General features: G+C 71.7%; 13 protein-coding genes. 10 read left to right on the top strand and 3 right to left on the bottom strand.

Annotation, left to right across the window (positions count from 1 at the left end; all coding sequences use genetic code 11):
- Positions 1–538: 538 nt before the first annotated feature.
- A complete protein-coding gene (locus CCN35_RS29945) occupies positions 539–3577 on the top strand; it encodes a helix-turn-helix transcriptional regulator (RefSeq protein WP_086791820.1) in 3039 nt (1012 codons plus the stop codon).
- A 36-nt stretch (positions 3578–3613) separates the two neighbouring features.
- Here CCN35_RS29945 and CCN35_RS06685 read toward each other — a convergent pair whose 3' ends face one another.
- Both CCN35_RS06685 and CCN35_RS06680 read right to left on the bottom strand, forming a co-directional pair.
- On the bottom strand, positions 3614–4765 hold the full coding sequence (locus CCN35_RS06685) for a PQQ-dependent sugar dehydrogenase (protein WP_086791818.1): 1152 nt from the start codon (positions 4763–4765) through the stop codon (positions 3614–3616).
- 357 nt (positions 4766–5122) lie between these two features.
- Complete coding sequence (locus CCN35_RS06680; RefSeq protein ID WP_079130010.1) at positions 5123–6121, bottom strand: aldo/keto reductase; 999 nt, start codon at positions 6119–6121, stop codon at positions 5123–5125.
- Between the two features lie 96 nt (positions 6122–6217).
- Here CCN35_RS06680 and CCN35_RS06675 point away from each other — a divergent pair, with 96 nt between their 5' ends.
- The 7 genes from CCN35_RS06675 (at position 6218) to CCN35_RS30175 (ending at position 16907) form a co-directional block, all read left to right on the top strand.
- Positions 6218–7183: a 2-hydroxyacid dehydrogenase gene (locus CCN35_RS06675; RefSeq protein WP_086791816.1), complete on the top strand. Its 966-nt coding sequence runs from the start codon at positions 6218–6220 to the stop codon at positions 7181–7183.
- Between the two features lie 365 nt (positions 7184–7548).
- Positions 7549–10803 carry an EAL domain-containing protein gene (locus CCN35_RS06665; RefSeq protein WP_245863032.1) on the top strand — a complete coding sequence of 1085 codons (3255 nt, stop codon included), beginning with the start codon at positions 7549–7551 and terminating at the stop codon, positions 10801–10803.
- Between the two features lie 243 nt (positions 10804–11046).
- On the top strand, positions 11047–12894 hold the full coding sequence (locus CCN35_RS06660; RefSeq protein ID WP_201450927.1) for an acetolactate synthase large subunit: 1848 nt from the start codon (positions 11047–11049) through the stop codon (positions 12892–12894).
- Positions 12895–12914: 20 nt separating this feature from the next.
- The gene (gene ilvN, locus CCN35_RS06655) at positions 12915–13439 is read left to right on the top strand and encodes an acetolactate synthase small subunit (RefSeq protein ID WP_067399548.1); all 525 of its coding nucleotides are present in this window, start codon (positions 12915–12917) and stop codon (positions 13437–13439) included.
- 120 nt (positions 13440–13559) lie between these two features.
- Positions 13560–14558 (top strand): ketol-acid reductoisomerase, encoded by a 999-nt coding sequence (gene ilvC, locus CCN35_RS06650; protein WP_067399544.1) that lies wholly within the window; start codon positions 13560–13562, stop codon positions 14556–14558.
- 312 nt (positions 14559–14870) lie between these two features.
- Positions 14871–16460 (top strand): phosphoglycerate dehydrogenase, encoded by a 1590-nt coding sequence (gene serA, locus CCN35_RS06645; RefSeq protein ID WP_067399541.1) that lies wholly within the window; start codon positions 14871–14873, stop codon positions 16458–16460.
- Between the two features lie 249 nt (positions 16461–16709).
- Positions 16710–16907, top strand: a complete 198-nt coding sequence (locus tag CCN35_RS30175; RefSeq protein WP_067399531.1) for a hypothetical protein — start codon at positions 16710–16712, stop codon at positions 16905–16907.
- Between the two features lie 26 nt (positions 16908–16933).
- Here the strand turns inward: CCN35_RS30175 and CCN35_RS06635 are convergent, their stop codons facing one another.
- The gene (locus CCN35_RS06635; protein ID WP_211285495.1) at positions 16934–18205 is read right to left on the bottom strand and encodes a helix-turn-helix domain-containing protein; all 1272 of its coding nucleotides are present in this window, start codon (positions 18203–18205) and stop codon (positions 16934–16936) included.
- A gap of 139 nt (positions 18206–18344) precedes the next feature.
- On the opposite strand from CCN35_RS06635, the gene CCN35_RS06630 reads away from it, so the two are divergent.
- Positions 18345–19271: a proline dehydrogenase family protein gene (locus tag CCN35_RS06630; protein ID WP_067399527.1), complete on the top strand. Its 927-nt coding sequence runs from the start codon at positions 18345–18347 to the stop codon at positions 19269–19271.
- A gap of 208 nt (positions 19272–19479) precedes the next feature.
- Positions 19480–21111 carry an L-glutamate gamma-semialdehyde dehydrogenase gene (gene pruA, locus CCN35_RS06625; protein WP_086791814.1) on the top strand — a complete coding sequence of 544 codons (1632 nt, stop codon included), beginning with the start codon at positions 19480–19482 and terminating at the stop codon, positions 21109–21111.
- Positions 21112–21156: the final 45 nt, after the last annotated feature.

The following is a 21156-nucleotide window of genomic DNA, read 5'->3' as shown; positions in this document are numbered from 1 at the left end:
CGCCCTGGGCATGCTCACCCCAGCCGAGTTCGCCCAGCGATGGAGGAGCCAACACCAACCGCAGCTCTCATAACGGGTGGACCACCAAACGGGGTCCGGTCACTCCTCGTACTCCTGCCAGTCACCGATGACGTTCGGTCGATGCATCCCCGCCCCCGCTCTCACAGCTCGATCTGATGCTGCGCCAAGGTTACCGACAACAATTGGAGTAATTGTCGGTAAAAGGAGCGCCAGGAGACCTCACGGGCACCGCTCGTACGGTGCGGGACACAGGAACAGGGCCGCCTCGGACGGGGCGCGAACAGCTCGTCGGCCTGCCGCCGGCTGTAAGGGCCTCAGAGCCGTCTCCCGCCAGGGTCTCACGGCCGTCACGAGGCCCCGCACGCGCTTTTGAGGCCGCGCGCCGCGCGGCCGTCCGGCGAAGTCCCGAAGCGGAGCCCGATACCCGCGGTCCCCGCCGGACCCGGTGCACCCACGCGGCGTGAACACGGCCGCGCGGAGCGGAAAACCGAGTGCCGTGCCGTCGGACCCGCATGCGATGCTCTGGACTGTGGGGAGCAGATCCGTCAGTCCGGTGTTCGTCGGCCGCACCGACGAGTTGAGCACTCTGCACGACGCGCTCGCCCGCTCGGCGGCGGGCGAGCCGCGGACGGTGCTGCTCGGCGGTGAGGCGGGCGTCGGCAAGAGCCGTCTGATCGAGGAGTTCACCGGTTCCGCGGTCTGCCGGGGTGCCGTCGTGGCGCTCGGCGGCTGTGTGGAGGTCGGCGCCGACGGGCTGCCGTTCGCCCCCTTCTCCGCCGCCCTGCGCGCCCTGCGCCGCGAACTGCCCGACGCGTTCGCCGCCGCGATCGCCGGACATGAGGAGGAACTCACCCGGCTGGTGCCCGAACTCGGCGAGCCGCCCACCGCGCGGGGCACGGGCCGGCACGACGAGGAGGGCATGGCCCGTCTCTTCGAACTCACCGCCCGCCTGCTGGAGCGCGTCGCCGCCGACCACACCGTCGTCATGGTCCTGGAGGACCTGCACTGGGCCGACGCCTCCACCCGGCACCTGCTCGCCCACCTCTTCCGCACCCTGCGCACGGGCCGTCTGCTGATCCTGGCCAGCTACCGCTCCGACGACATCCACCGCCGCCACCCGCTGCGGCCCCTGCTCGCCGAACTCGAACGGCTGCGCACGGTCCGCCGTCTCGAACTCGCCCGCTTCACCCGCCGGGAAGTGAGCCGTCAGATCGCCGGCATCCTGGCCGCCGAACCGGACCCCGCCCAGGTCGACGAGATCTTCGAACGCTCCGACGGCAACGCCTTCTTCGTCGAGGAACTCGCCGTCGCCGTCCGCGAGCGCGGCTGCCCCAGCCTCCGCGAGTCCCTGCGCGACCTGCTCCTCGTCCGGGTCGAGGCGCTTCCCGAGCCCGCCCAGCGGATCGTCCGGATCGCCGCCGAGGGCGGGTCCACCGTCGAGCACGGACTGCTCGCCGCCGTGGCCCGGCTCTCCGAGGACGACCTCATCGAGGCGCTGCGGGACGCGGTGAACGCCAACATCCTGATCGCCGCGCGCACCGGCGACGGCTACCGCTTCCGGCACTCCCTGGTCCGCGAGGCCGTCAGCGACGACCTGTTGCCCGGCGAGCGCTCCCGTCTGAACCGCCGTTACGCCGAGGCACTGGAGGCCGACCCGGCCCTCGTCCCCGCCGACCAGCGCATCACGCGGCTGGCCAGCTACTGGTACCACGCCCACGACCCGGCCAAGGCCCTGCCCGCCGTCCTCGACGCCTCCGTCGAGGCCCGCGCCCGGCACGCCTACGGCGAGCAGCTGAGGCTGCTGGAGCGGGCGATGGAACTGTGGGACGCCGCGCCGCAGGAGGTGCGCTCCCGGCTGCGCCTGGCCGACTGCACCGAGACGTACGCCCCGTGCGGCTGCGACCCGGCGACCACCCCGCTGACCTACCTCGACCTGATGGCCGAGGCCGCTGTCGCCGGCCGCTTCTGCGGGGAACGGGACCGCGCCCTGCGGATCATCAAACGGGCGCTGCGGCTGCTGGAGGACGGGCACGACCCGCTGCGGGCCGCCTGGTTCTGGGTCCAGCGCTCCCGGCTGGTCCAGGCGAAGGCCCAGGGCGACGGCCGGCGGGAGCTGGACACCGCACAGGAACTGGTGCGCGGGCTGCCCCCGTCCGAGGTGCACGCCGAGGTCCTGGCCAACGTCGCCAACTGGGCCATGGTGCACGAGCCGGGACCCGACGCCCTCTCGGCCGCCGAACGGGCCGTGGAGTATGCGCGCATGGTCGGCGCCCGCGAGATCGAGATGACCGCGCGGCTCACCCTCGGCGGCCTCATGGTCCAGGCCGGCGGCATCGAGGCGGGCCTCGCCGAGATGTACGAGGTCAACAAGCGCACCGTCGCCGACGGCATCGCCGCCGTCGCCGCCCGGTCCTACGTCAACCTGCCCTCCGCACTGGAGTCCGTCGGCCGCTCCCGCGAGGCCGTGCCGCTCCTGGAGGAAGGGATCGCCTTCACCCGGCGCTTCGGCCTGCTGGGCAGCGAGGCCTGGGTGTGGGGCAATCTCGCCGAGTCGCTGTTCACCCTGGGCCGCTGGGAGGAGGCCGCCGAGGCGGCGTCCCGGTCCCGGTACATCGGCCAGAGCGCCAAGCCCCGTGGTTTCCACGCCCGGATCCGCGCCGAGATCGCCCTGGCCCGCGGCGACCTCACCGAAGCGGCCGGCCAACTGGCCGAGGCCCGCGAGCACTTCGGCCCCCATGACATCGCGCCCCAGCATTCCCTGCCGCTGGTCCGGGTCGCGATCGGGATCGCCGCGGGCGAGGGCCGCCTGCTGGACGCCCGCGCCGAACTCGAGCGCGTCCTGGAGGACGGCTTCCCGCCCGGAACCCAGCGCTACGGCTGGCCCCTGCTGCTGGCCGCCGCCACCGCGGAGGCCGACGCGGTCGGACTGCCCGCCGCCGCCCCGGGACGCCCCGAGGCCGTCGCACGCATCCACCGGGCCGCCAAGTCACTCGCCACCAACGTGCCCGTCTGGCAGGCGTACGAACGCTGGGTGCACGCCGAACTGCTGCGTGCCGAGGGCCGCAACCGGCCGGAGGAATGGGCGCAGCTCGTCGCCGCCTTCGAGACGCTGGAACGCCCCTACGACCTCGCCCGTGTCCGCTGCCGCCTGGCCGAGGCACTGCTCGCCGCCGACGAGGACCAGCGGAGCCGTGCCACCGAACTGCTGCGCCTGGTCCATGCCACCGCCGAACATCTGCGCGCCCGCCCGCTCGCCGACCGTGCCGCCCTGCTCGCCCGTCGTGCCCGTCTCACCCTCACGTGCGCCCCTCAGCGGTCCGCCGCCGACCCCGCCGAGTCCCTGGGTCTGACCGGCCGCGAACGCGAGGTCCTGCGTCTGGTCGCCGACGGCCGCACCAACCGCCAGATAGCCGAGGAACTCTTCATCTCCCCCAAGACCGCCAGCGTCCATGTCTCCAACATCCTCGCCAAACTGGGGGTCTCGGGCCGTGGGGAAGCGGCGGCGATGGCCCACCGGCTGGGCCTGTTCCCGCCGGAGAGCGGGGACCGGCGGTGACGCGATGACCCGGCCCACGAGGGCCGGGCGCCGACGTCATGTCACTTCCAGCTCCAGGATCCGGTCGTCGCCCTTCTTCGGGTTGCCGCGGCCGTCCGTGTTGCTGGTGACCAGCCAGAGCCTGTTGCCGCCCGCCGGGACCACCGTGCGCAGACGGCCGAACTCACCGGTCAGGAACGCCTGGGGCTCCGCCGACGCCTCCGTGCCCTTCAGGGGGACGCGCCACAGGCGCTGGCCCCTCAGACCGGCCATCCACAGGGAGCCCCCGGCGTGGGCGAGACCGCTCGGGGACGCCTCGTCCGTGCGCCACTGGGCCAGCGGGGCGTGGAACCTCGAGCCGCCGGACCTGCCCTCCGCCTCGGGCCAGCCGTAGTTGTCCCCCGGCTTGATCGCGTTCAGCTCGTCCCAGGTGTTCTGGCCGAACTCCGAGGCGAACAGGCGCTGCTTGCCGTCCCAGGCCAGGCCCTGCACATTGCGGTGGCCGTAGGAGTACACCGGGGAGCCGGGGAAGGGGTTGCCCGGGGCCGGCTCGCCCTCCGGGGTCAGCCGCAGGATCTTGCCGCCCAGGGACTTCAGGTCCTGGGACAGCCCCTTGTCGCCGGCCTCGCCCGTACCCGCGTACAGCATCCGGTCGGGGCCGAAGGCGATCCGGCCGCCGTTGTGGATGAACCCCTTGGGGATTCCCTTGAAGACCGTGTCGGGCGCGCCCAACTGCCGTCCGGCCGGCTTTTGGGGGTCGTACAGCATCCGGACGATGCGGTTGTCCGAGGCCGAGGTGAAGTAGGCGTAGATCATGTGGTCGGAGGCGAAGTCGGGGGAGAGTGCGATGCCCAGCAGACCGCCCTCGCCCTCCGGCGCCACCCCGGGCACCGTGCCCAGCTCGGTCTTCTTCCCGGTCCTTTCGTCCACGTGCGTGATGGTCGCCTTGTCGCGCGAGGCGACGAGCAGGCCGCCGCCGGGAATCGGGGCCAGTCCCCAGGGGGAGTCCAGCCCCTCCGCGACCGTGCGCAGCACCTTCACCGAGCCCTTGGCCGGCGGTGCGCTCTCCCCGGGCGCCTGCCCGGAGGGCGAGGGCGCCGCCGTACGGCTGGGCGCCACGGCGTCCCCGCCGGCCGAACCGGCCGACGAGTCCCCGGAGGAGCACCCGGCCGTCAACAGCAGGGCGGCGGCCAGTACGCCCGTCACCATTCGACGTTGCACGATCTTCGTCCCTTCGACGCGGCGGTCCTACCTGTCATACACCGCCCACGCCTTCCAGGTTCCCGATCACACCAAACCCGCGTCACCCGCGTCACCCGCGTCACCCGCGTCACCCGCGTCACGCGTGTCATCCGAGGCCGCCGCACCCGGTGCCCGCCGGCCCGGAACCCGCCTGCGGCGCCCGCCGAGCCGGTGTCCGCCGGCCCCGGCGCCCGCGTCCGCCGTGCGCCCTCGGCCCCACGGGTCTCGAGCCCCCGGGCCGTGGTCCACGGCCGCGGTCGTCAGGGCCTCAGTCCCCCAGTCACCCAGTCCCTCAGTCCCTCAGTACCTCAGTACCTCAGTACCTCAGTCCCACGACCCCTGGGCCGGGGGCAGCCGGCTCAGCTCCGCCAGGTCCTGCGGCGTCAGGCGCAGCGCCGCCGCGCCCGCGTTCTCCGTCACCCAGCGCTCCCGCTTGGTGCCCGGTATCGGGATCACATGAGGCCCCTGGGCCAGCACCCAGGCCAGGGCCACCTGGGCGGGAGTGACGTGCTCGCCGTGACGCTCGGCCGTGCGCCGCAGACCGGCCACGATCGGCTGGTTGGCGGCCATCATCTCGGCGGTGAAACGGGGGTGACGGGCACGGATGTCGTCCGGTTCGAAGCCCTCGCCGGGCACGAGCCTGCCGGTCAGGAAGCCGTTGCCCAGGGGCATCGCGGCCAGGAAGCCGACCCCGCGCGCCGCGCACCACGGCAGCAGCGACTCCAGGGCCTCCGGCGACCACACCGACAGCTCGGCCTGCACCGCGCTCACCGGGAAGACCTGCTGCACCCGCTCCAGCTGCCGGAGCGTCTCGTCGTACAGCCCCGCCCCGGGCCTGCGTCTGCCGCGCACCCCCAGCGCGCACAGCCCCAGCGCCCGCACCTTCCCGGCGCGCACCAGCTCCGCCATCGCCCCCCAGGTCTCCTCGATCGGGACCTCGGGGTCGGCGCGGTGCAGCTGATAGAGGTCGATCACGTCCGTCTGCAGCCGCCGCAGCGAGGCGTCGCAGGCCCGTCTCACATAGTCGGGGCGCCCGTTGGCCACGATGTGCTGCTCGCCCACCAGCAGGCCGACCTTCGTCGCGACGAAGGCGTCGGACCGCCGCTCCTTCAGCACCCGCCCCACCAGCAGCTCGTTGGTGAACGGGCCGTACATGTCGGCCGTGTCCAGGAGCGTCGAGCCCAGATCCAGCGCCCGGTGCACGGCCCTGAGCGATTCCGCCCCCCGTTGTTGCGACGCGCTGTACGCCCAGCTCATCGGCATGCACCCGAGTCCCACGGCCCCCACCGCGAGTGCCGCCGAGCCGATCGTCCTGCGCTCCACTTGGCCGTAACCCTCCCTTTCTCGGCGTCCCCCAACCTAACCTCTGCCGTCCCGGATCCCCGGCACGGCCTCCTCGCCTGGCATAGCCTCCTGACCATGAGTGCTGACGTATGGCTGCCCATTCCGCCGGACGAGATCGAGGATCTTCCGGAAGGGCTCGCCTATCACTTCTGGGACGGTGCCGGGGAGTTCCCCGCGGACCCCGCCGACTGCGTCTTCTACGCCGTGCCGTACATGCGGCCCGGCGAGGCCTGCGTGCGCCCGCTGCCGGACATGAGCGCCTCCCTGCGGGTCGTCCAGACGCTGACCGCCGGCACCGACCACGTGGAGCCGGCCCTGCGGCGGCTGCCTTCGGGCGTGGTGCTGTGCAACGCGCGCGGGGTGCACGAGGCGAGCACGGCCGAGCTCGCCCTGACGCTCATCCTGGCCTCGCTGCGCGGCATCCCCGGTTTCGTACGGGCCCAGGACCAGGGCGAGTGGCAGGGAGGTTTCCGTCCCGCCCTCACCGACAAGAGCGTGCTCATCGTGGGCTACGGCTCCATCGGTGCCGCCATCGAGGACCGGCTCGCGCCCTTCGAGCTCGCGCGGGTGGCGCGCGTTGCGCGCTCCGGGCGCACTACAGCGCGCGGTCCGGTGCATCCGCTCACCGATCTGCCCTCTCTGCTTCCGGAAGCCGATGTCGTCGTCCTGTCCACGCCCTTGACGGAGTCCACACGCGGGCTGGTGGACGCCGGTTTCCTCGCCCGGATGAAGGACGGCGCACTGCTGGTGAACGTCGCACGCGGACCCGTCGTCGACACCAAAGCGCTGCTCACCGAGCTGGAGAGCGGCCGTCTCACCGCCGCCCTCGACGTCACCGACCCCGAGCCGCTGCCCCCGGAGCACCCCCTGTGGCGCGCGCCGGGCGTGCTGATCACCCCTCATGTCGGCGGTCCCACGTCCGCCTTCCTGCCGCGCGCGAAGCGGCTTCTGAGAGATCAGTTGCGCCGTTTCGTGAACCGGGAGCCGCTCGCCAACGTGATCCTGACGACGGGCACCGCAAGGGATGCGGCAAGCTCGTAGTCCGTTTCGGGCACCGTCCGCGATGCAACGGAAACGGTGTGTGTCCGCACACTGACCGATCGTCACGGAGAGTAGACGACCTATGTCCCTGAGTGACGATCCTGGTGTATCGTCGCGACAGGGGCTGCGCCGCGCACCGCCGGCGCCGGGGACGGACACTTCAGACTGCGAGGGGGGCGACGGGCGATGCACGGCCTATGGACGAACCATCCGAAGCGGCGGGGCCGCCACCGAAGGCCCTGGCAGACGGCCGCGCACAGACGCGGCCGGCACAGCAGTCATCACCACCATCGCAGGCTCGGAGGCCGCCGGAGGCACATCCACCGGGACCCCCGGGATCCGGCGGCGCGGACCAGGAGGCTCCAGTGAGTCCGCCACCACCCGTCCCGACCGTGCTGGGCAGCGCACTGCGGACGTCGTCCTCGCCGGGGACGCCGTTGCCCCGGCCGCCGGCCGCCGGCCGTGCGGGACAGACCCCGCGGCTTCTGCTGGCCCTGGTGTGCGCGGGGTACGCCATCGGCTCCGCATGCGGCTGGGGGTCGGACAAGGTCGCGCTGTTCATGGGCGACTTCGGGCTGAGCGCCGCGGCCGGCACGGCCGCCGTCTCCTGCGCCCTGTACGCGCGCAGCCGCCGCGCCCGTTTCCGGACCGCCTGGCTGCTGTTCTCCCTCTCCTCGGCGATGGCGGCCCTGGGCAACGCGGTCTGGGGATGGTACGAGGTCGTCCTCGAGAGGCCCGTGCCCAGCCCCAGCTACGCCGACCTGTTCTTCGTGTGCTTCGCGCCGCCCGCGATCGTCGGTCTGCTGGTGCTGGCCAAACGGCCGGTGACGAAGACCGGGTGGGTGTGCCTGGCACTGGACGCCTGGCTGATCGGGGGCTCGCTGCTCACGCTGTCCTGGAGCCTCGCGCTGGCCCAGGCGGCCCAGCGCGACGGGACGGGCGTCGCGCACACCGCGCTCCTGCTGGCCTATCCGTTGCTGGACATCGTCCTGGTCAGCATGGTGCTCGCGCTGCACTTCCGGCGCTCCGCGGTCAACCGCACCGCCGTCAACACGGCGATCGGCGCGCTCGCCCTGACCGTGCTGTGCGACGCGCTGTTCACCTCGCCGCTGCTGAACCACAGTTACCGCTCCGGGCAGCTGCTCGACGCCGGCTGGTTCGCCGGCTCACTGCTCCTGGCGTACGCCCCCTGGGCCTCGCCCCGCTCCGGGCGCACGGCCGTCGAGCAGCACGAGACGCCCGGGCCCGACGCCGGACCCGAGGGCGGCGCCGAGCACGAGCACAGCGCCGCGCCGGGGCACGACGGCGCGCACGGACACGACGAGGCGGACCCGGCGGACCGTGAGGACCGGACGGACCGCGGGGAGCGGCACCCCACGGACCCGTGCGGGACGGGTCCGTGGGGAACGGACACGGACCAGGACGCCGCCGACGGCCATGCGCGCGCGGCCGACACGTGCGATCGCACCGGCGAGCACGGCCGCGCGACGCACGGGACGGAGCACGAGCCCGTGCCCGGCCTGCTCCCGGCCGCGTCCGCCGCCCACCGTCCGCCGCCGCTCGTGCCGGGTAGCGACCACGACCGGTACCCGACCAGCCGGCCCCTCGCCGCCCTCACCCCGTACCTCGCCGCCGCCGTGTGCACGCTGGGGGTCCTCTACAACGTGCTCAACGGCAACAGCGTCGACCGCGTGATGCTGATCACCGCGGGCGCCGTCGTACTGGCCCTCGTCGTGCGCCAGGGCATCGTGCTGCGGGACAACATCGCCCTCACCCAGGAACTGGCCCAGCAGGAGAACCACTTCCGCTCCCTGGTGCAGGGCTCCAGCGACGTCATCATGATCGCCGCGCCCAACGGCGTCCTGCGGTACGTCTCCCCGGCCGCCGCCGGGGTGTACGGGAGGCCCGCGGAGGAGCTGGTCGGCACCGAACTGGCCAGTCTCATCCACCCGGAGGACCTCGGCTGCGTGGTGCACGAGGTGCGCCGCTTCCTGGTGGCGAGCCCCCTGAAGGAACCCACCACCCGCATCGAGTGCCGCTTCCGGTCCGGCGACGGCGGCTGGCTCAACGTGGAGTCGACCATCAACCGTCACCACGGCGGCCTCATCTTCAACAGCCGGGACGTGACCGAGAGAGTGCGCCTGCAGGCGCAGCTCCAGCACAACGCCGAGCACGACCCGCTCACCGACCTGCCCAACCGCACGCTGTTCACCAAGCGGGTGCAGCAGGCCCTGTCCGGCCGCCGCTCGACCGACCGCGGCACGGCCGTGCTCTTCATCGACCTCGACGGCTTCAAGGCCGTCAACGACACGATCGGGCACCAGGCCGGGGACGAGCTGCTCGTCCAGGCCGCCCGCAGGCTCCAGGAGGCGGTCCGGCACGGCGACACCGCCGCCCGGCTCGGCGGCGACGAGTTCGCGGCCCTCATCGTGGGGGACGGCACCCGCGACCGCGAGGCCCGCGAGCGGCACATCCTGGAGCTCGCCGACCGGCTCCGGGTGACGCTGTCGCAGCCGTACCTCATCGACGGCACCGAGGCCCGTGTCGCCGCCTCCATCGGGGTGGCCTTCGCCGAACCGGGCCTGGGCGCGGGGGAGCTGCTGCGCAACGCCGACCTGGCGATGTACCGGGCCAAGGCGGCCGGCAAGGGCCGGGTCGAGCTGTACAAGCCGCAGATGCAGCAGGACGTCGTCCGCAGGGCGGAGCTGGCCGGCCGGCTCCGGTCCGCCCTGCACGACGGCGAGTTCACCCTGCTGCACCAGCCGGTGGTCCGTCTGGAGGACGGCCGGATCACCGCGGTCGCCGCCCAGGCGCGCTGGCGCTCCTCCCAGGGGGTGCTGTTCACGCCCGCGGAGTTCCTGCGGGGCGCCGAGGACGGCGACAGGACCGCCGAACTGAGCCGCTGGACGCTGGAGAAGGCCGTCGAGCAGGCCGCCGAGCGCGCCGCGACGGGACTGGCCGTCCCCGTGGTGGTCCGGCTGGACGCCCGCCGTCTGGTGGACCGCTCGCTGCCGCCCGGCTCCGTGGAGACCCTGCTGACCCGGCACGGGCTGCCGCCCGGGGCGCTGATGATCGAGCTGTCCGACATCGACCCGCGCACGCCGCTGGACGAGCTGGAGCGGCGTCTGACCGCCCTCAGGAGGCTCGGTGTGCGGATCGCCCTGGACGGCTTCGGCAGCGGTCACGGGGCCGTCTCGGCCCTGAGAAGACTCCCCGTCGACATGCTCAGGCTCGACCGCGGTCTCGTTGACAACGTCGTCGAGTCCACCCGGCTGTACAAGATCACCAGTGGGCTGCTGCGCATCGCCACCGATCTCGGGCTGCAGTCGGTGGCCGACGGCGTGGACGTGCCCGAGCAGGCCGTGGCCCTCCGCGCGATGGGCTGCACCCACGGACAGGGCATGGCCTTCTCGGGGCCGCTGGACGAGTACCGGCTGCGCCGGGCGCTCACCCGCGGCCACTGTCCGGTGCCGCACGGCCCGGCCGAACCGGCGTTCGCCGGGGGAGGTGCGGGACGGCGCACCGGCGGGGTGCCGGCCGTCCTCGGCGGCACGACCGTCCTGGGAACCAATGCCACCATCCCGGGCTCACATAATGAGACGCGCGTCCCACCCACTTGACAGCGGGTGCGTGCCGGAGGGAGGGTCAGTCCCATGCGCACCCGAATTCTCGTACTTGGACAGCGCGTCGGCTGAGCTGGGACCTCACGGACGACGAGCCGAAGCACCCAGCACACCTCGCCGGCGCGCTCCCCTCGCTTGCCTTGCGGCACGAGGGGTTTTTTGTTGCGCGAGTACCGACCGCGCAACGTCACAACTCTCTCAAACCTCGCAAAAACCCTCAGCATCGAGAAGAGAATGCCGATGACCGAGCAGGCCACCGGGGCCCCTCACCCGCATCCGCGGCCCCGATCCGGAGGACACCAGTCCGCGCCCGAGCACGTCACGGGTGCGCAGTCCCTCATCCGCTCTCTCGAGGAGGTCGGCGCCGACACCGTATTCGGCATTCCCGGCGGTGCGATCCTTCCCGCCTACGACCCGCTGATGGACTCCGGCCGGGTGCGTCACATCCTGGTCCGGCACGAGCAGGGAGCCGGCCACGCGGCCACCGGCTACGCGCAGGCCACCGGCAAGGTCGGCGTCTGCATGGCCACCTCCGGCCCCGGTGCCACCAACCTGGTCACCCCGATCGCCGACGCCCACATGGACTCCGTCCCGCTGGTCGCGATCACCGGCCAGGTCGCCTCCTCGGCGATCGGCACGGACGCCTTCCAGGAGGCGGACATCGTCGGCATCACCATGCCGATCACCAAGCACAACTTCCTGGTCACCAAGGCCGAGGACATCCCCCGGGTGATCGCGCAGGCGTTCCACATCGCCTCCACCGGCCGCCCCGGCCCGGTCCTCGTCGACATCGCCAAGGACGCCCTCCAGGCGAAGACCACCTTCTCCTGGCCCCCGGTCATGGACCTGCCCGGCTACCGGCCCGTCACCAAGCCGCACGCCAAGCAGATCCGCGAGGCGGCCCGGCTCATCACCTCCGCGAGGCGGCCCGTGTTCTACGTCGGCGGCGGTGTCGTCAAGGCCCGCGCCACCGCCGAGCTGAAGGTCCTCGCGGAACTCACCGGAGTGCCCGTCACCACCACCCTGATGGCACTCGGCGCATTCCCCGACAGCCACCCGCTGCACGTGGGAATGCCGGGCATGCACGGTTCGGTCACCGCCGTCACCGCGCTGCAGAAGGCCGACCTGATCGTCGCCCTCGGAGCCCGCTTCGACGACCGGGTCACCGGCAGGCTGGACAGCTTCGCCCCGAACGCCAAGGTCGTCCACGCCGACATCGACCCGGCCGAGATCGGCAAGAACCGCGTCGCCGACGTGCCGATCGTCGGCGACGCCCGCGAGGTCATCGCCGACCTGATCCAGGCGGTGCAGAAGGAGCACGCCGAGGGCCGCCGGGGCGACTACACCGCCTGGTGGAACGACCTCAACCGCTGGCGCGAGACCTACCCGCTCGGCTACGACCTGCCCGAGGACGGCTCGCTGTCCCCGCAGCAGGTCATCGAGCGCATCGGCCGGCTCGCCCCCGAGGGCACGATCTTCGCCGCCGGCGTCGGCCAGCACCAGATGTGGGCCGCGCACTTCATCCAGCACGACCGGCCCGGCGCCTGGCTGAACTCCGGCGGCGCCGGAACCATGGGCTACGCCGTCCCGGCCGCCATGGGCGCCAAGGCCGGCCGGCCCGACAGGACCGTCTGGGCGATCGACGGCGACGGCTGCTTCCAGATGACCAATCAGGAGCTCACCACCTGCGCCCTGAACAACCTCCCGATCAAGGTCGCCATCATCAACAACGGCGCCCTCGGGATGGTCCGCCAGTGGCAGACCCTGTTCTACAACCAGCGGTACTCCAACACGGTGCTGCACTCCGGCCCGGACGACATCAACCCGGACGCCAGGGGCACCCGCGTGCCGGACTTCGTGAAGCTGTCGGAGGCCATGGGCTGCTACGCCCTGCGCTGCGAGTCCCCCGACGACCTGGACAAGGTCATCGAGGAGGCCAACTCCGTCAACGACCGCCCCGTCGTCGTGGACTTCATCGTCCACGAGGACGCGATGGTGTGGCCGATGGTGGCCGCCGGCACCTCCAACGACGAGATCATGGCCGCCCGGGACGTCCGCCCCGACTTCGGTGACAGCGAAGACGACTGACAGAGAGCTGAGTGAGAACCATGTCCAAGCACACCCTCTCGGTCCTCGTCGAGAACACGCCCGGCATCCTCGCCCGGATCGCCGCGCTGTTCTCCCGCCGGGGGTTCAACATCGACTCTCTCGCGGTCGGCGTCACCGAGCACCCCGACATCTCCCGCATCACCATCGTGGTCAGCGTGGACGACCTCCCGCTGGAGCAGGTGACCAAGCAGCTCAACAAGCTCGTCAATGTGTACAAGATCGTCGAGCTGGAGCCCTCGCAGGCCGTGCAGCGGGAGCTCGTCCTGGTGAAGGTGCGCGCCGACAACGAGACGCGCTCCCAGATCATCGAGATCGTCCAGCTCTTCCGCGCCAAGACCGTCGACGTCTGCCCGGAGGCCGTCACGATCGAGGCCACCGGGGCCAGTGACAAGCTGGCCGCCATGCTCAGGATGCTGGAGCCGTTCGGCATCAAGGAGCTGGTCCAGTCCGGCACGATCGCGATCGGACGCGGTGCCCGCTCGATCACCGACCGGTCGCTGCGTGCCCTGGACCGTTCGGCATAAGACCGGTGTGCGGGCGGCCGGGTGACACCGGCCGCCCGGATACCGAGACTCCGAGACTTCCCGTCCCCTCGCCGTCATACGGTGGGACGCACAACCTGTACACCAAGGAGAGAACCCAAAGTGGCCGAGCTGTTCTACGACGCCGACGCCGACCTGTCCATCATCCAGGGCCGCAAGGTCGCGGTCATCGGTTACGGCAGCCAGGGCCACGCCCACGCCCTGTCGCTGCGCGACTCCGGCGTCGACGTGCGTGTCGGTCTGCACGAGGGCTCCAAGTCCAGGGCCAAGGCCGAGGAGCAGGGCCTGCGCGTGGTCACCCCGGCCGAGGCCGCCGCCGAGGCCGACGTCATCATGATCCTGGTCCCGGACCCGATCCAGGCCCAGGTCTACGAGGAGTCCATCGCCCCGAACCTGAAGGACGGCGACGCCCTGTTCTTCGGCCACGGCTTCAACATCCGTTTCGGCTTCATCAAGCCCCCGGCCGGTGTGGACGTCTGCATGGTCGCCCCGAAGGGCCCGGGCCACCTGGTGCGCCGTCAGTACGAGGAGGGCCGCGGCGTTCCCTGCATCGCCGCCGTCGAGCAGGACGCCTCCGGCAACGCCTTCGCGCTGGCCCTGTCGTACGCCAAGGCCATCGGCGGCACCCGCGCCGGTGTCATCAAGACCACCTTCACCGAGGAGACCGAGACCGACCTCTTCGGCGAGCAGGCCGTGCTGTGCGGTGGCACCGCGGCGCTGGTGAAGGCCGGCTTCGAGACCCTGGTCGAGGCGGGCTACCAGCCGGAGATCGCCTACTTCGAGTGCCTGCACGAGCTGAAGCTGATCGTCGACCTCATGTACGAGGGCGGCCTGGAGAAGATGCGCTGGTCGATCTCCGAGACCGCCGAGTGGGGCGACTACGTCACGGGTCCGCGCATCATCACCGACGCCACCAAGGCCGAGATGAAGAAGGTCCTCGCCGAGATCCAGGACGGCTCCTTCGCCCGCACCTGGATGGACGAGTACCACGGCGGTCTGAAGAAGTACAACGAGTACAAGAAGCAGGACTCCGAGCACCTGCTGGAGACCACCGGCAAGGAGCTGCGCAAGCTCATGAGCTGGGTGAACGAGGAGGCGTAGGCCTCGTGGCCGAGGGGCCGGAGCGCTCTGCTCCGGCCCCTTGTGCCGGATCAGGGGTAACGTCGGAGCTGATGGTGGATTCGCGGCGTTGTGCACCCTGTCCAACCACGGACGGGCGACACTTCCACAGCGGCGTCATCACGACGTGTGCGGCGCCATTACACTGCTGCACCAACGCGTCAGGCCCACAGCGTCGTGCGTCTTCCACGCGGCTAGCACCCCTCCTCCGCCTGCGGCCGCCACGGCGGTCGTCCGCATGCTCCCCCATAGCTGCAAGAGCATGGGAGGTGCCCCAGATTTGTGAGGACTCACGTGAGCTCGAAACCTGTCGTACTCATCGCTGAAGAGCTGTCGCCCGCCACCGTCGACGCGCTCGGTCCCGACTTCGAGATCCGGTACTGCAACGGCGCGGACCGGGCCGAGCTGCTGCCCGCCATCGCCGACGTGGACGCGATCCTGATCCGTTCGGCCACCAAGGTCGACGCCGAGGCCATCGCCGCGGCGAACAGGCTCAAGGTCGTCGCCCGGGCCGGAGTCGGCCTGGACAACGTCGACGTCCCCGCCGCCACCAAGGCCGGCGTGATGGTCGTCAACGCCCCGACCTCCAACATCGTGACCGCCGCCGAGCTGGCCTGCGGTCTGATCCTCTCCACCGCCCGCAACATCCCGCAGGCCAACGCCGCGCTGAAGAGCGGCGAGTGGAAGCGCAGCAAGTACACCGGCGTCGAACTCGCCGAGAAGACCCTCGGTGTCGTCGGCCTCGGCCGCATCGGCGCCCTGGTCGCCCAGCGCATGTCCGCCTTCGGCATGAGGATCGTCGCCTACGACCCGTATGTGCAGCCCGCGCGGGCCGCGCAGATGGGCGTCAGGATGCTGAGCCTGGACGAGCTGCTCCAGGTCTCCGACTTCATCACCGTCCACCTGCCCAAGACCCCCGAGACGATCGGCCTGATCGGCGAGGAGGCGCTGCGCAAGGTCAAGCCGAGCGTGCGCATCATCAACGCCGCGCGCGGCGGCATCGTCGACGAGGAGGCGCTGTACTCGGCGCTCAAGGAGGGCCGGGTCGCGGGCGCCGGCCTGGACGTGTACGCCAAGGAGCCGTGCACGGACTCCCCGCTGTTCGAGTTCGACCAGGTGATCTGCACCCCGCACCTGGGCGCGTCGACGGACGAGGCCCAGGAGAAGGCCGGCATCGCGGTCGCCAAGTCGGTGCGCCTCGCCCTCGCCGGCGAGCTGGTCCCGGACGCGGTGAACGTCCAGGGCGGTGTCATCGCCGAGGACGTCAAGCCGGGTCTGCCGCTCGCCGAGCGTCTCGGCCGGATCTTCACCGCGCTGGCCGGTGAGGTCGCGGTCCGGCTCGACGTCGAGGTGTACGGCGAGATCACCCAGCACGATGTGAAGGTGCTGGAGCTCTCCGCGCTCAAGGGCGTCTTCGAGGACGTCGTCGACGAGACGGTGTCCTATGTCAACGCGCCGCTGTTCGCCCAGGAGCGGGGCGTCGAGGTGCGCCTGACCACCAGCTCGGAGGCGACCGACCACCGCAATGTCGTCACCGTGCGCGGCACCCTCGCCAACGGCGAGGAGGTCTCGGTCTCCGGCACCCTCAGCGGCCCCAAGCACGTCCAGAAGATCGTCGCGGTCGGTGAGTACGACGTGGACCTCGCGCTCGCCGACCACATGATCGTCCTGCGCTACGAGGACCGTCCGGGTGTCGTCGGCACCGTGGGCCGCATCCTCGGCGAGGCGGGCATCAACATCGCCGGTATGCAGGTCGCCCGTGCCACGGCCGGCGGGGAGGCGCTCGCCGTGCTGACGGTGGACGACACGGTGTCCGCCGCGGTGCTGAACGAGCTCGCCACGGAGATCGGGGCGACGTCGGCCCGGTCGGTGAACCTGGTCTGACCCCCCTGACGACGGGCCGGGGCTGTGCTCCCGGCCCGCCTCGGTGCCCCGAAGGGCCCCTGTGCCGTGAAGGCGCCGTGAAGAGCACCGTCCTCAGACGCCGGACGGGTCGAGCGTGCTCGGCTCGTCCGGCGTTTCGCATGTCCGCTTCTGGGGCGCGGCCCGCCGCAGCGCGAGGGCCGCCGACACCGCCGCCCCGGCCAGGACCACGGCCCCCGCCGGCGCCGCGCCGCGCCGCGCATTCCGCTGGTGAACGCCTCCCGCGCGGCCTCGGCCAGCCCCGGCACCCGGTGTGCGACGGCCGGTGCGCCGCCCAGCGTCTCCCGGGCCGCGTCCGGTGCCGACGCGGGAATCTCGTGGCGGTGGACCGCGGCGCCGATGGAGCCGAGCACCGCCGTGCCCGTCGCCCCGCCGAACTCGCTCGACGTCTCCATCGAGGAGACGTGAGGCCTCTCAAGGGGGCATGAGGCCTCTCAAGAGGACGTGAGCCGTCGTCCTTTCAGCACCATGTGCAGCAGCAGCCGGTCCTCCCCGTCGTCCAGGTCCAGGCCGGTGAGCTGCTCGATCCGGGACAGGCGGTAGTACAGCGTCTGGCGGTGGATGCCCAGGGCGGCGGCCGCGCGGCCGGCCTGGCCCGCGCAGTCGAGGTAGACCTCGGCGGTGTGGGCGAGTTCCCGGTGCGCGGGGGCGAGCAGCGGACCTGCGGCGGGATCGTGCACCGCGTGCGCGGGCAGCGCGGTCAGCAGGCGGAAGGGGCCGATCGAGGCCCAGGGGGCGACGGGTCCCAGCCGGGGCTCGGCCAGCGCCGCCCGTGCCGAGGCCACCGCCTCGGCCCACGCCTCGCCCAGGCCGGCGAGACCGGTGCGGGGAGTCGCGATCCCGGCGGCCACGGCGGCTCCGCCCCGGTGCGCCGGGGCGCTCTCGCGGGCCCGCTCCAGGAGCCGGGAGGCCGCCGTCGCCGCCGGGGCCAGGACGTCCGGCGCCCGCAGCCGGAGCAGCAGCGCCAGCGCCAGGGCCGGTTCCCCCGCCGTACGGGAGGGGGCATCCCCGTCCCACGGCAGGGTGCACAGGGCCCGCGCACCCGGCACCGTACGGACCGAGGGGACGGCCTCGGGCTCGGCGGAGGGCCACGGGGCGACGCAGACCATCGTGTGCGGGCCCTCGGCACGGCCGCCGAGGACGGTACGGAGCGCGGCGACGGCCATGTCGCGCTCCCAGCCGCGTTCCGCGGTGAGCACCGCCCGCAGCTCACGGGCGAGATCGGCGCCGTGCCGCGCCTCGTCGGCGAGCAGCGTCCCGATCCGGGCCGTCACCCGCATGGCCGCATCCAGCTGCTCCTTCGAGGGACCCGGTGTGGAGTCCAGCAGCCAGACATAGCCGAGGACGACCCCCCGGTGACGCACCGGCAGGCAGATGCGGCCCCGGTGCACACCCGCCTCCGGGGTGCGCGGAATGCGGACCGGGCCGGCGGCACGGGCGATGCCGAAGCTCTCGAACCAGGCCCGCACGGCGGCCGTCGAACGCCGGGTGAGGATCGAGCGGGCGCGCACCGGATCCAGCGCGGACGGGTCGAGCTCGTCCTCGCTGTCGTACGCACCGAAGGCGATCAGCTCGAAGTCACGGCTCTCCAGGGTCGCCGGGGCGCCGAGCAGCTCCGAGATCTCGTCCACCAGCTCCTGGTAGTCACCTCTGAAATCCGACGTCACACGGGCATTCTCCCGCAGAATTTCCGGACCTTCGTACATCTGTCTGAGATCTGGGCCACGGATGCGTGACAGCTGTCGATGGTCCACGATCGGGAGGATCCTTACCTTCACGGTGGTTCTCCGTGCCGTACCCGCGGAAGTCGGGCGACGGCCGTTCAGCAGCTTGTGGAGGTGCCCCGTGCTGGGTCCCGTGATTCTCGCCGCGTCGCGCAGCGACCGGATGCGACGCCTGATCTCGGCGGCCCCGGTGACCAAGCAGGTCGTCGACCGTTTCATCCCCGGTGAGACCGTGGACGACGTCGTCCCGATCATCGAGGACCTGACCGGCAAGGGCCTGGAGCTGACCATGGACGTGGTCGGCGAGGACATCACCACCCCCGAGCAGGCCGCCGCCGCCCGGGACGCGTACCTGGAGCTCATCGACCGGATCAAGGACCTCCGGCTCGGCCCGAAGGTCGAGATGTCCGTGAAGCTGTCGATGTTCGGGCAGGCGCTGGAGAACGGGCACGAGCTGGCCCTGGCCAACGTCCGCCCGGTCGTCGAGGCCGCCGCCGCCATCGACACGACGGTCACGCTGGACGCCGAGGACCACACCACCCTCGACTCGATGTTCGCCGTCCACGAGGAGCTGCGGAAGGACTTCCCGCAGACCGGCTGCGTCATCCAGGCGTACCTCTTCCGCACCGAGGCCGACGCCCGCCGCCTGGCCGCGAACGGCAGCCGGGTGCGCCTGGTGAAGGGCGCCTACAAGGAGCCCCCCACGGTCGCTCATCAGAACAAGCACGAGATCGACAAGGCGTACGTCCGCATCCTGCGCATCCTGATGGAGGGCGCCGGGTACCCGATGATCGGCTCCCACGACCCGCGGATCATCAGCATCGCCCAGGAGCTCGCCCGCAGGGCCCGGCGCAAGCCGGACGAGTACGAGTTCCAGATGCTGTACGGCATCCGCAGCGACGAACACCTGCGGCTGGCCGCCGAGGGCCACCGCATGCGCGTCTACACCGCCTACGGCACCGACTGGTACGGCTACTTCATGCGCCGGCTGGCGGAGAAGCCGTCGAATCTGCGCTTCTTCCTCAGGAGCATGGTCAGCCGTGGCTGAGGCGGCACGGCCGTGCCGCGACCCCCTGCCGGGGGTGCCGGGGACGTCCCCCGGGAAGGCACAGGATGCGCCGGCCGGAGAGGAGACCGGCGACCCCGCGCCTCCGCATCCGCCCGGCGGTCCGCTCGGCGACCGGTTCGACGGTCGGCAAGGGCCGAGCCCCACCACCCGCCCGACACACCGCTCAAGTCAAGGAGTTCCGGAGCTCATGGACGCTGTGACCCAGGTCCCCATCCCCGTCAACGAGCCGGTGCACGGCTACGCCCCCGGCTCGCCCGAGCGCGCCCGGCTGGAGGCCAAGCTCAAGGAGCTGGCCGAGAACCCGATCGACCTGCCCTGCACCATCAACGGCGAGAAGCGCATGGGCGGCGGTGAGGCCTTCGAGGTCGTCCAGCCGCACAACCGCAAGGCCGTCCTCGGCACCTACCGCAACGCCACGAAGGCGGACGCCCAGGACGCCATCGACGCGGCCCTCGCCGCGGCCCCGGCCTGGCGCGCGATGTCCTTCGACGACCGTGCCGCGATCTTCCTGCGGGCCGCCGATCTGCTGTCCGGCCCGTGGCGCGAGACGATCGCCGCCTCCACCATGCTCGGCCAGTCCAAGACCGTGCAGCAGGCCGAGATCGACACCCCCTGCGAGCTGGTCGACTTCTGGCGCTTCAACGTGTACTACGCCCGCCAGATCCTGGCCGAGCAGCCCCCGGCCAACTCCCCGGGCGTGTGGAACCGCCTGGACCACCGCCCGCTGGAGGGCTTCGTCTACGCGATCACGCCGTTCAACTTCTCGGCGATCGCGGCCAACCTGCCCACCGCGCCGGCCCTCATGGGCAATGTGGTGATCTGGAAGCCGTCCCCGACCCAGACCCACGCCGCCGTGCTGCTGATGCGGCTGCTGGAGGAGGCCGGCCTGCCCAAGGGCGTCATCAACCTCCTGACCGGCGACGGCATCGAGGTCTCCGAGGTCGCCCTGAACCACCGCGACCTGGCCGGCATCCACTTCACCGGTTCGACCAAGACCTTCCGGTACCTGTGGAAGACGGTCGGCAACAACATCGAGAAGTACCGCTCCTACCCGCGTCTGGTCGGCGAGACCGGAGGCAAGGACTTCCTGGTGGCCCACCCGTCGGCCGACCGCGCGGTGCTGAAGACCGCCCTGATCCGCGGCGCCTTCGAGTACCAGGGCCAGAAGTGCTCGGCGACCTCCCGGGCGTACATCCCGGCGTCCATCTGGAACTCCGGCTTCAAGGAGGAGTTCACCGCCGAGGTCGACCAGCTGACGATGGGCGACGTCACCGACCTGTCGAACTTCATGGGCGCGGTCATCGACGAGCGTGCCTTCGCCAAGAACAAGGCCGCGATCGACCGGGCCAAGGAGGACCCGGCCTGCACCATCGTCGCGGGCGGCACCTACGACGACTCGGTCGGCTGGTTCGTCCGCCCGACCGTCATCGAGTGCACCGACCCGGAGAACGAGGTCTTCACGACCGAGTACTTCGGCCCGATCCTCGCCGTGTACGTCTACGAGGACGACCGCTACGAGGAGATGCTGACCCAGATGGAGTCGGTCTCCGACTACGCCCTGACCGGCTCGGTCATCGCCAACGACCGTGCCGCCGTGGCGTACACGATGGAGAAGCTGCGCTACGCGGCCGGCAACTTCTACATCAACGACAAGTCGACCGGAGCCGTGGTCGGCCAGCAGCCCTTCGGCGGCGGCCGTGCCTCCGGCACCAACGACAAGGCGGGGGCCCCGCAGAACCTGATGCGCTGGACCCTGACCCGGGCCATCAAGGAGACCATGGTCCCGCCGACGGACTACACCTACCCGCACATGGGCTGAGCACCTGACCCGCACCTGGGCCGATTCTCGCCCGCCCCAGGTCCC

The organism is Streptomyces thermovulgaris (assembly GCF_002155915.1).
Classification (GTDB): domain Bacteria; phylum Actinomycetota; class Actinomycetes; order Streptomycetales; family Streptomycetaceae; genus Streptomyces; species Streptomyces thermovulgaris.
The sequence above is the reverse complement of the archived record's forward strand: the minus strand, read 5'-3'. Positions and strand labels throughout refer to the sequence as shown.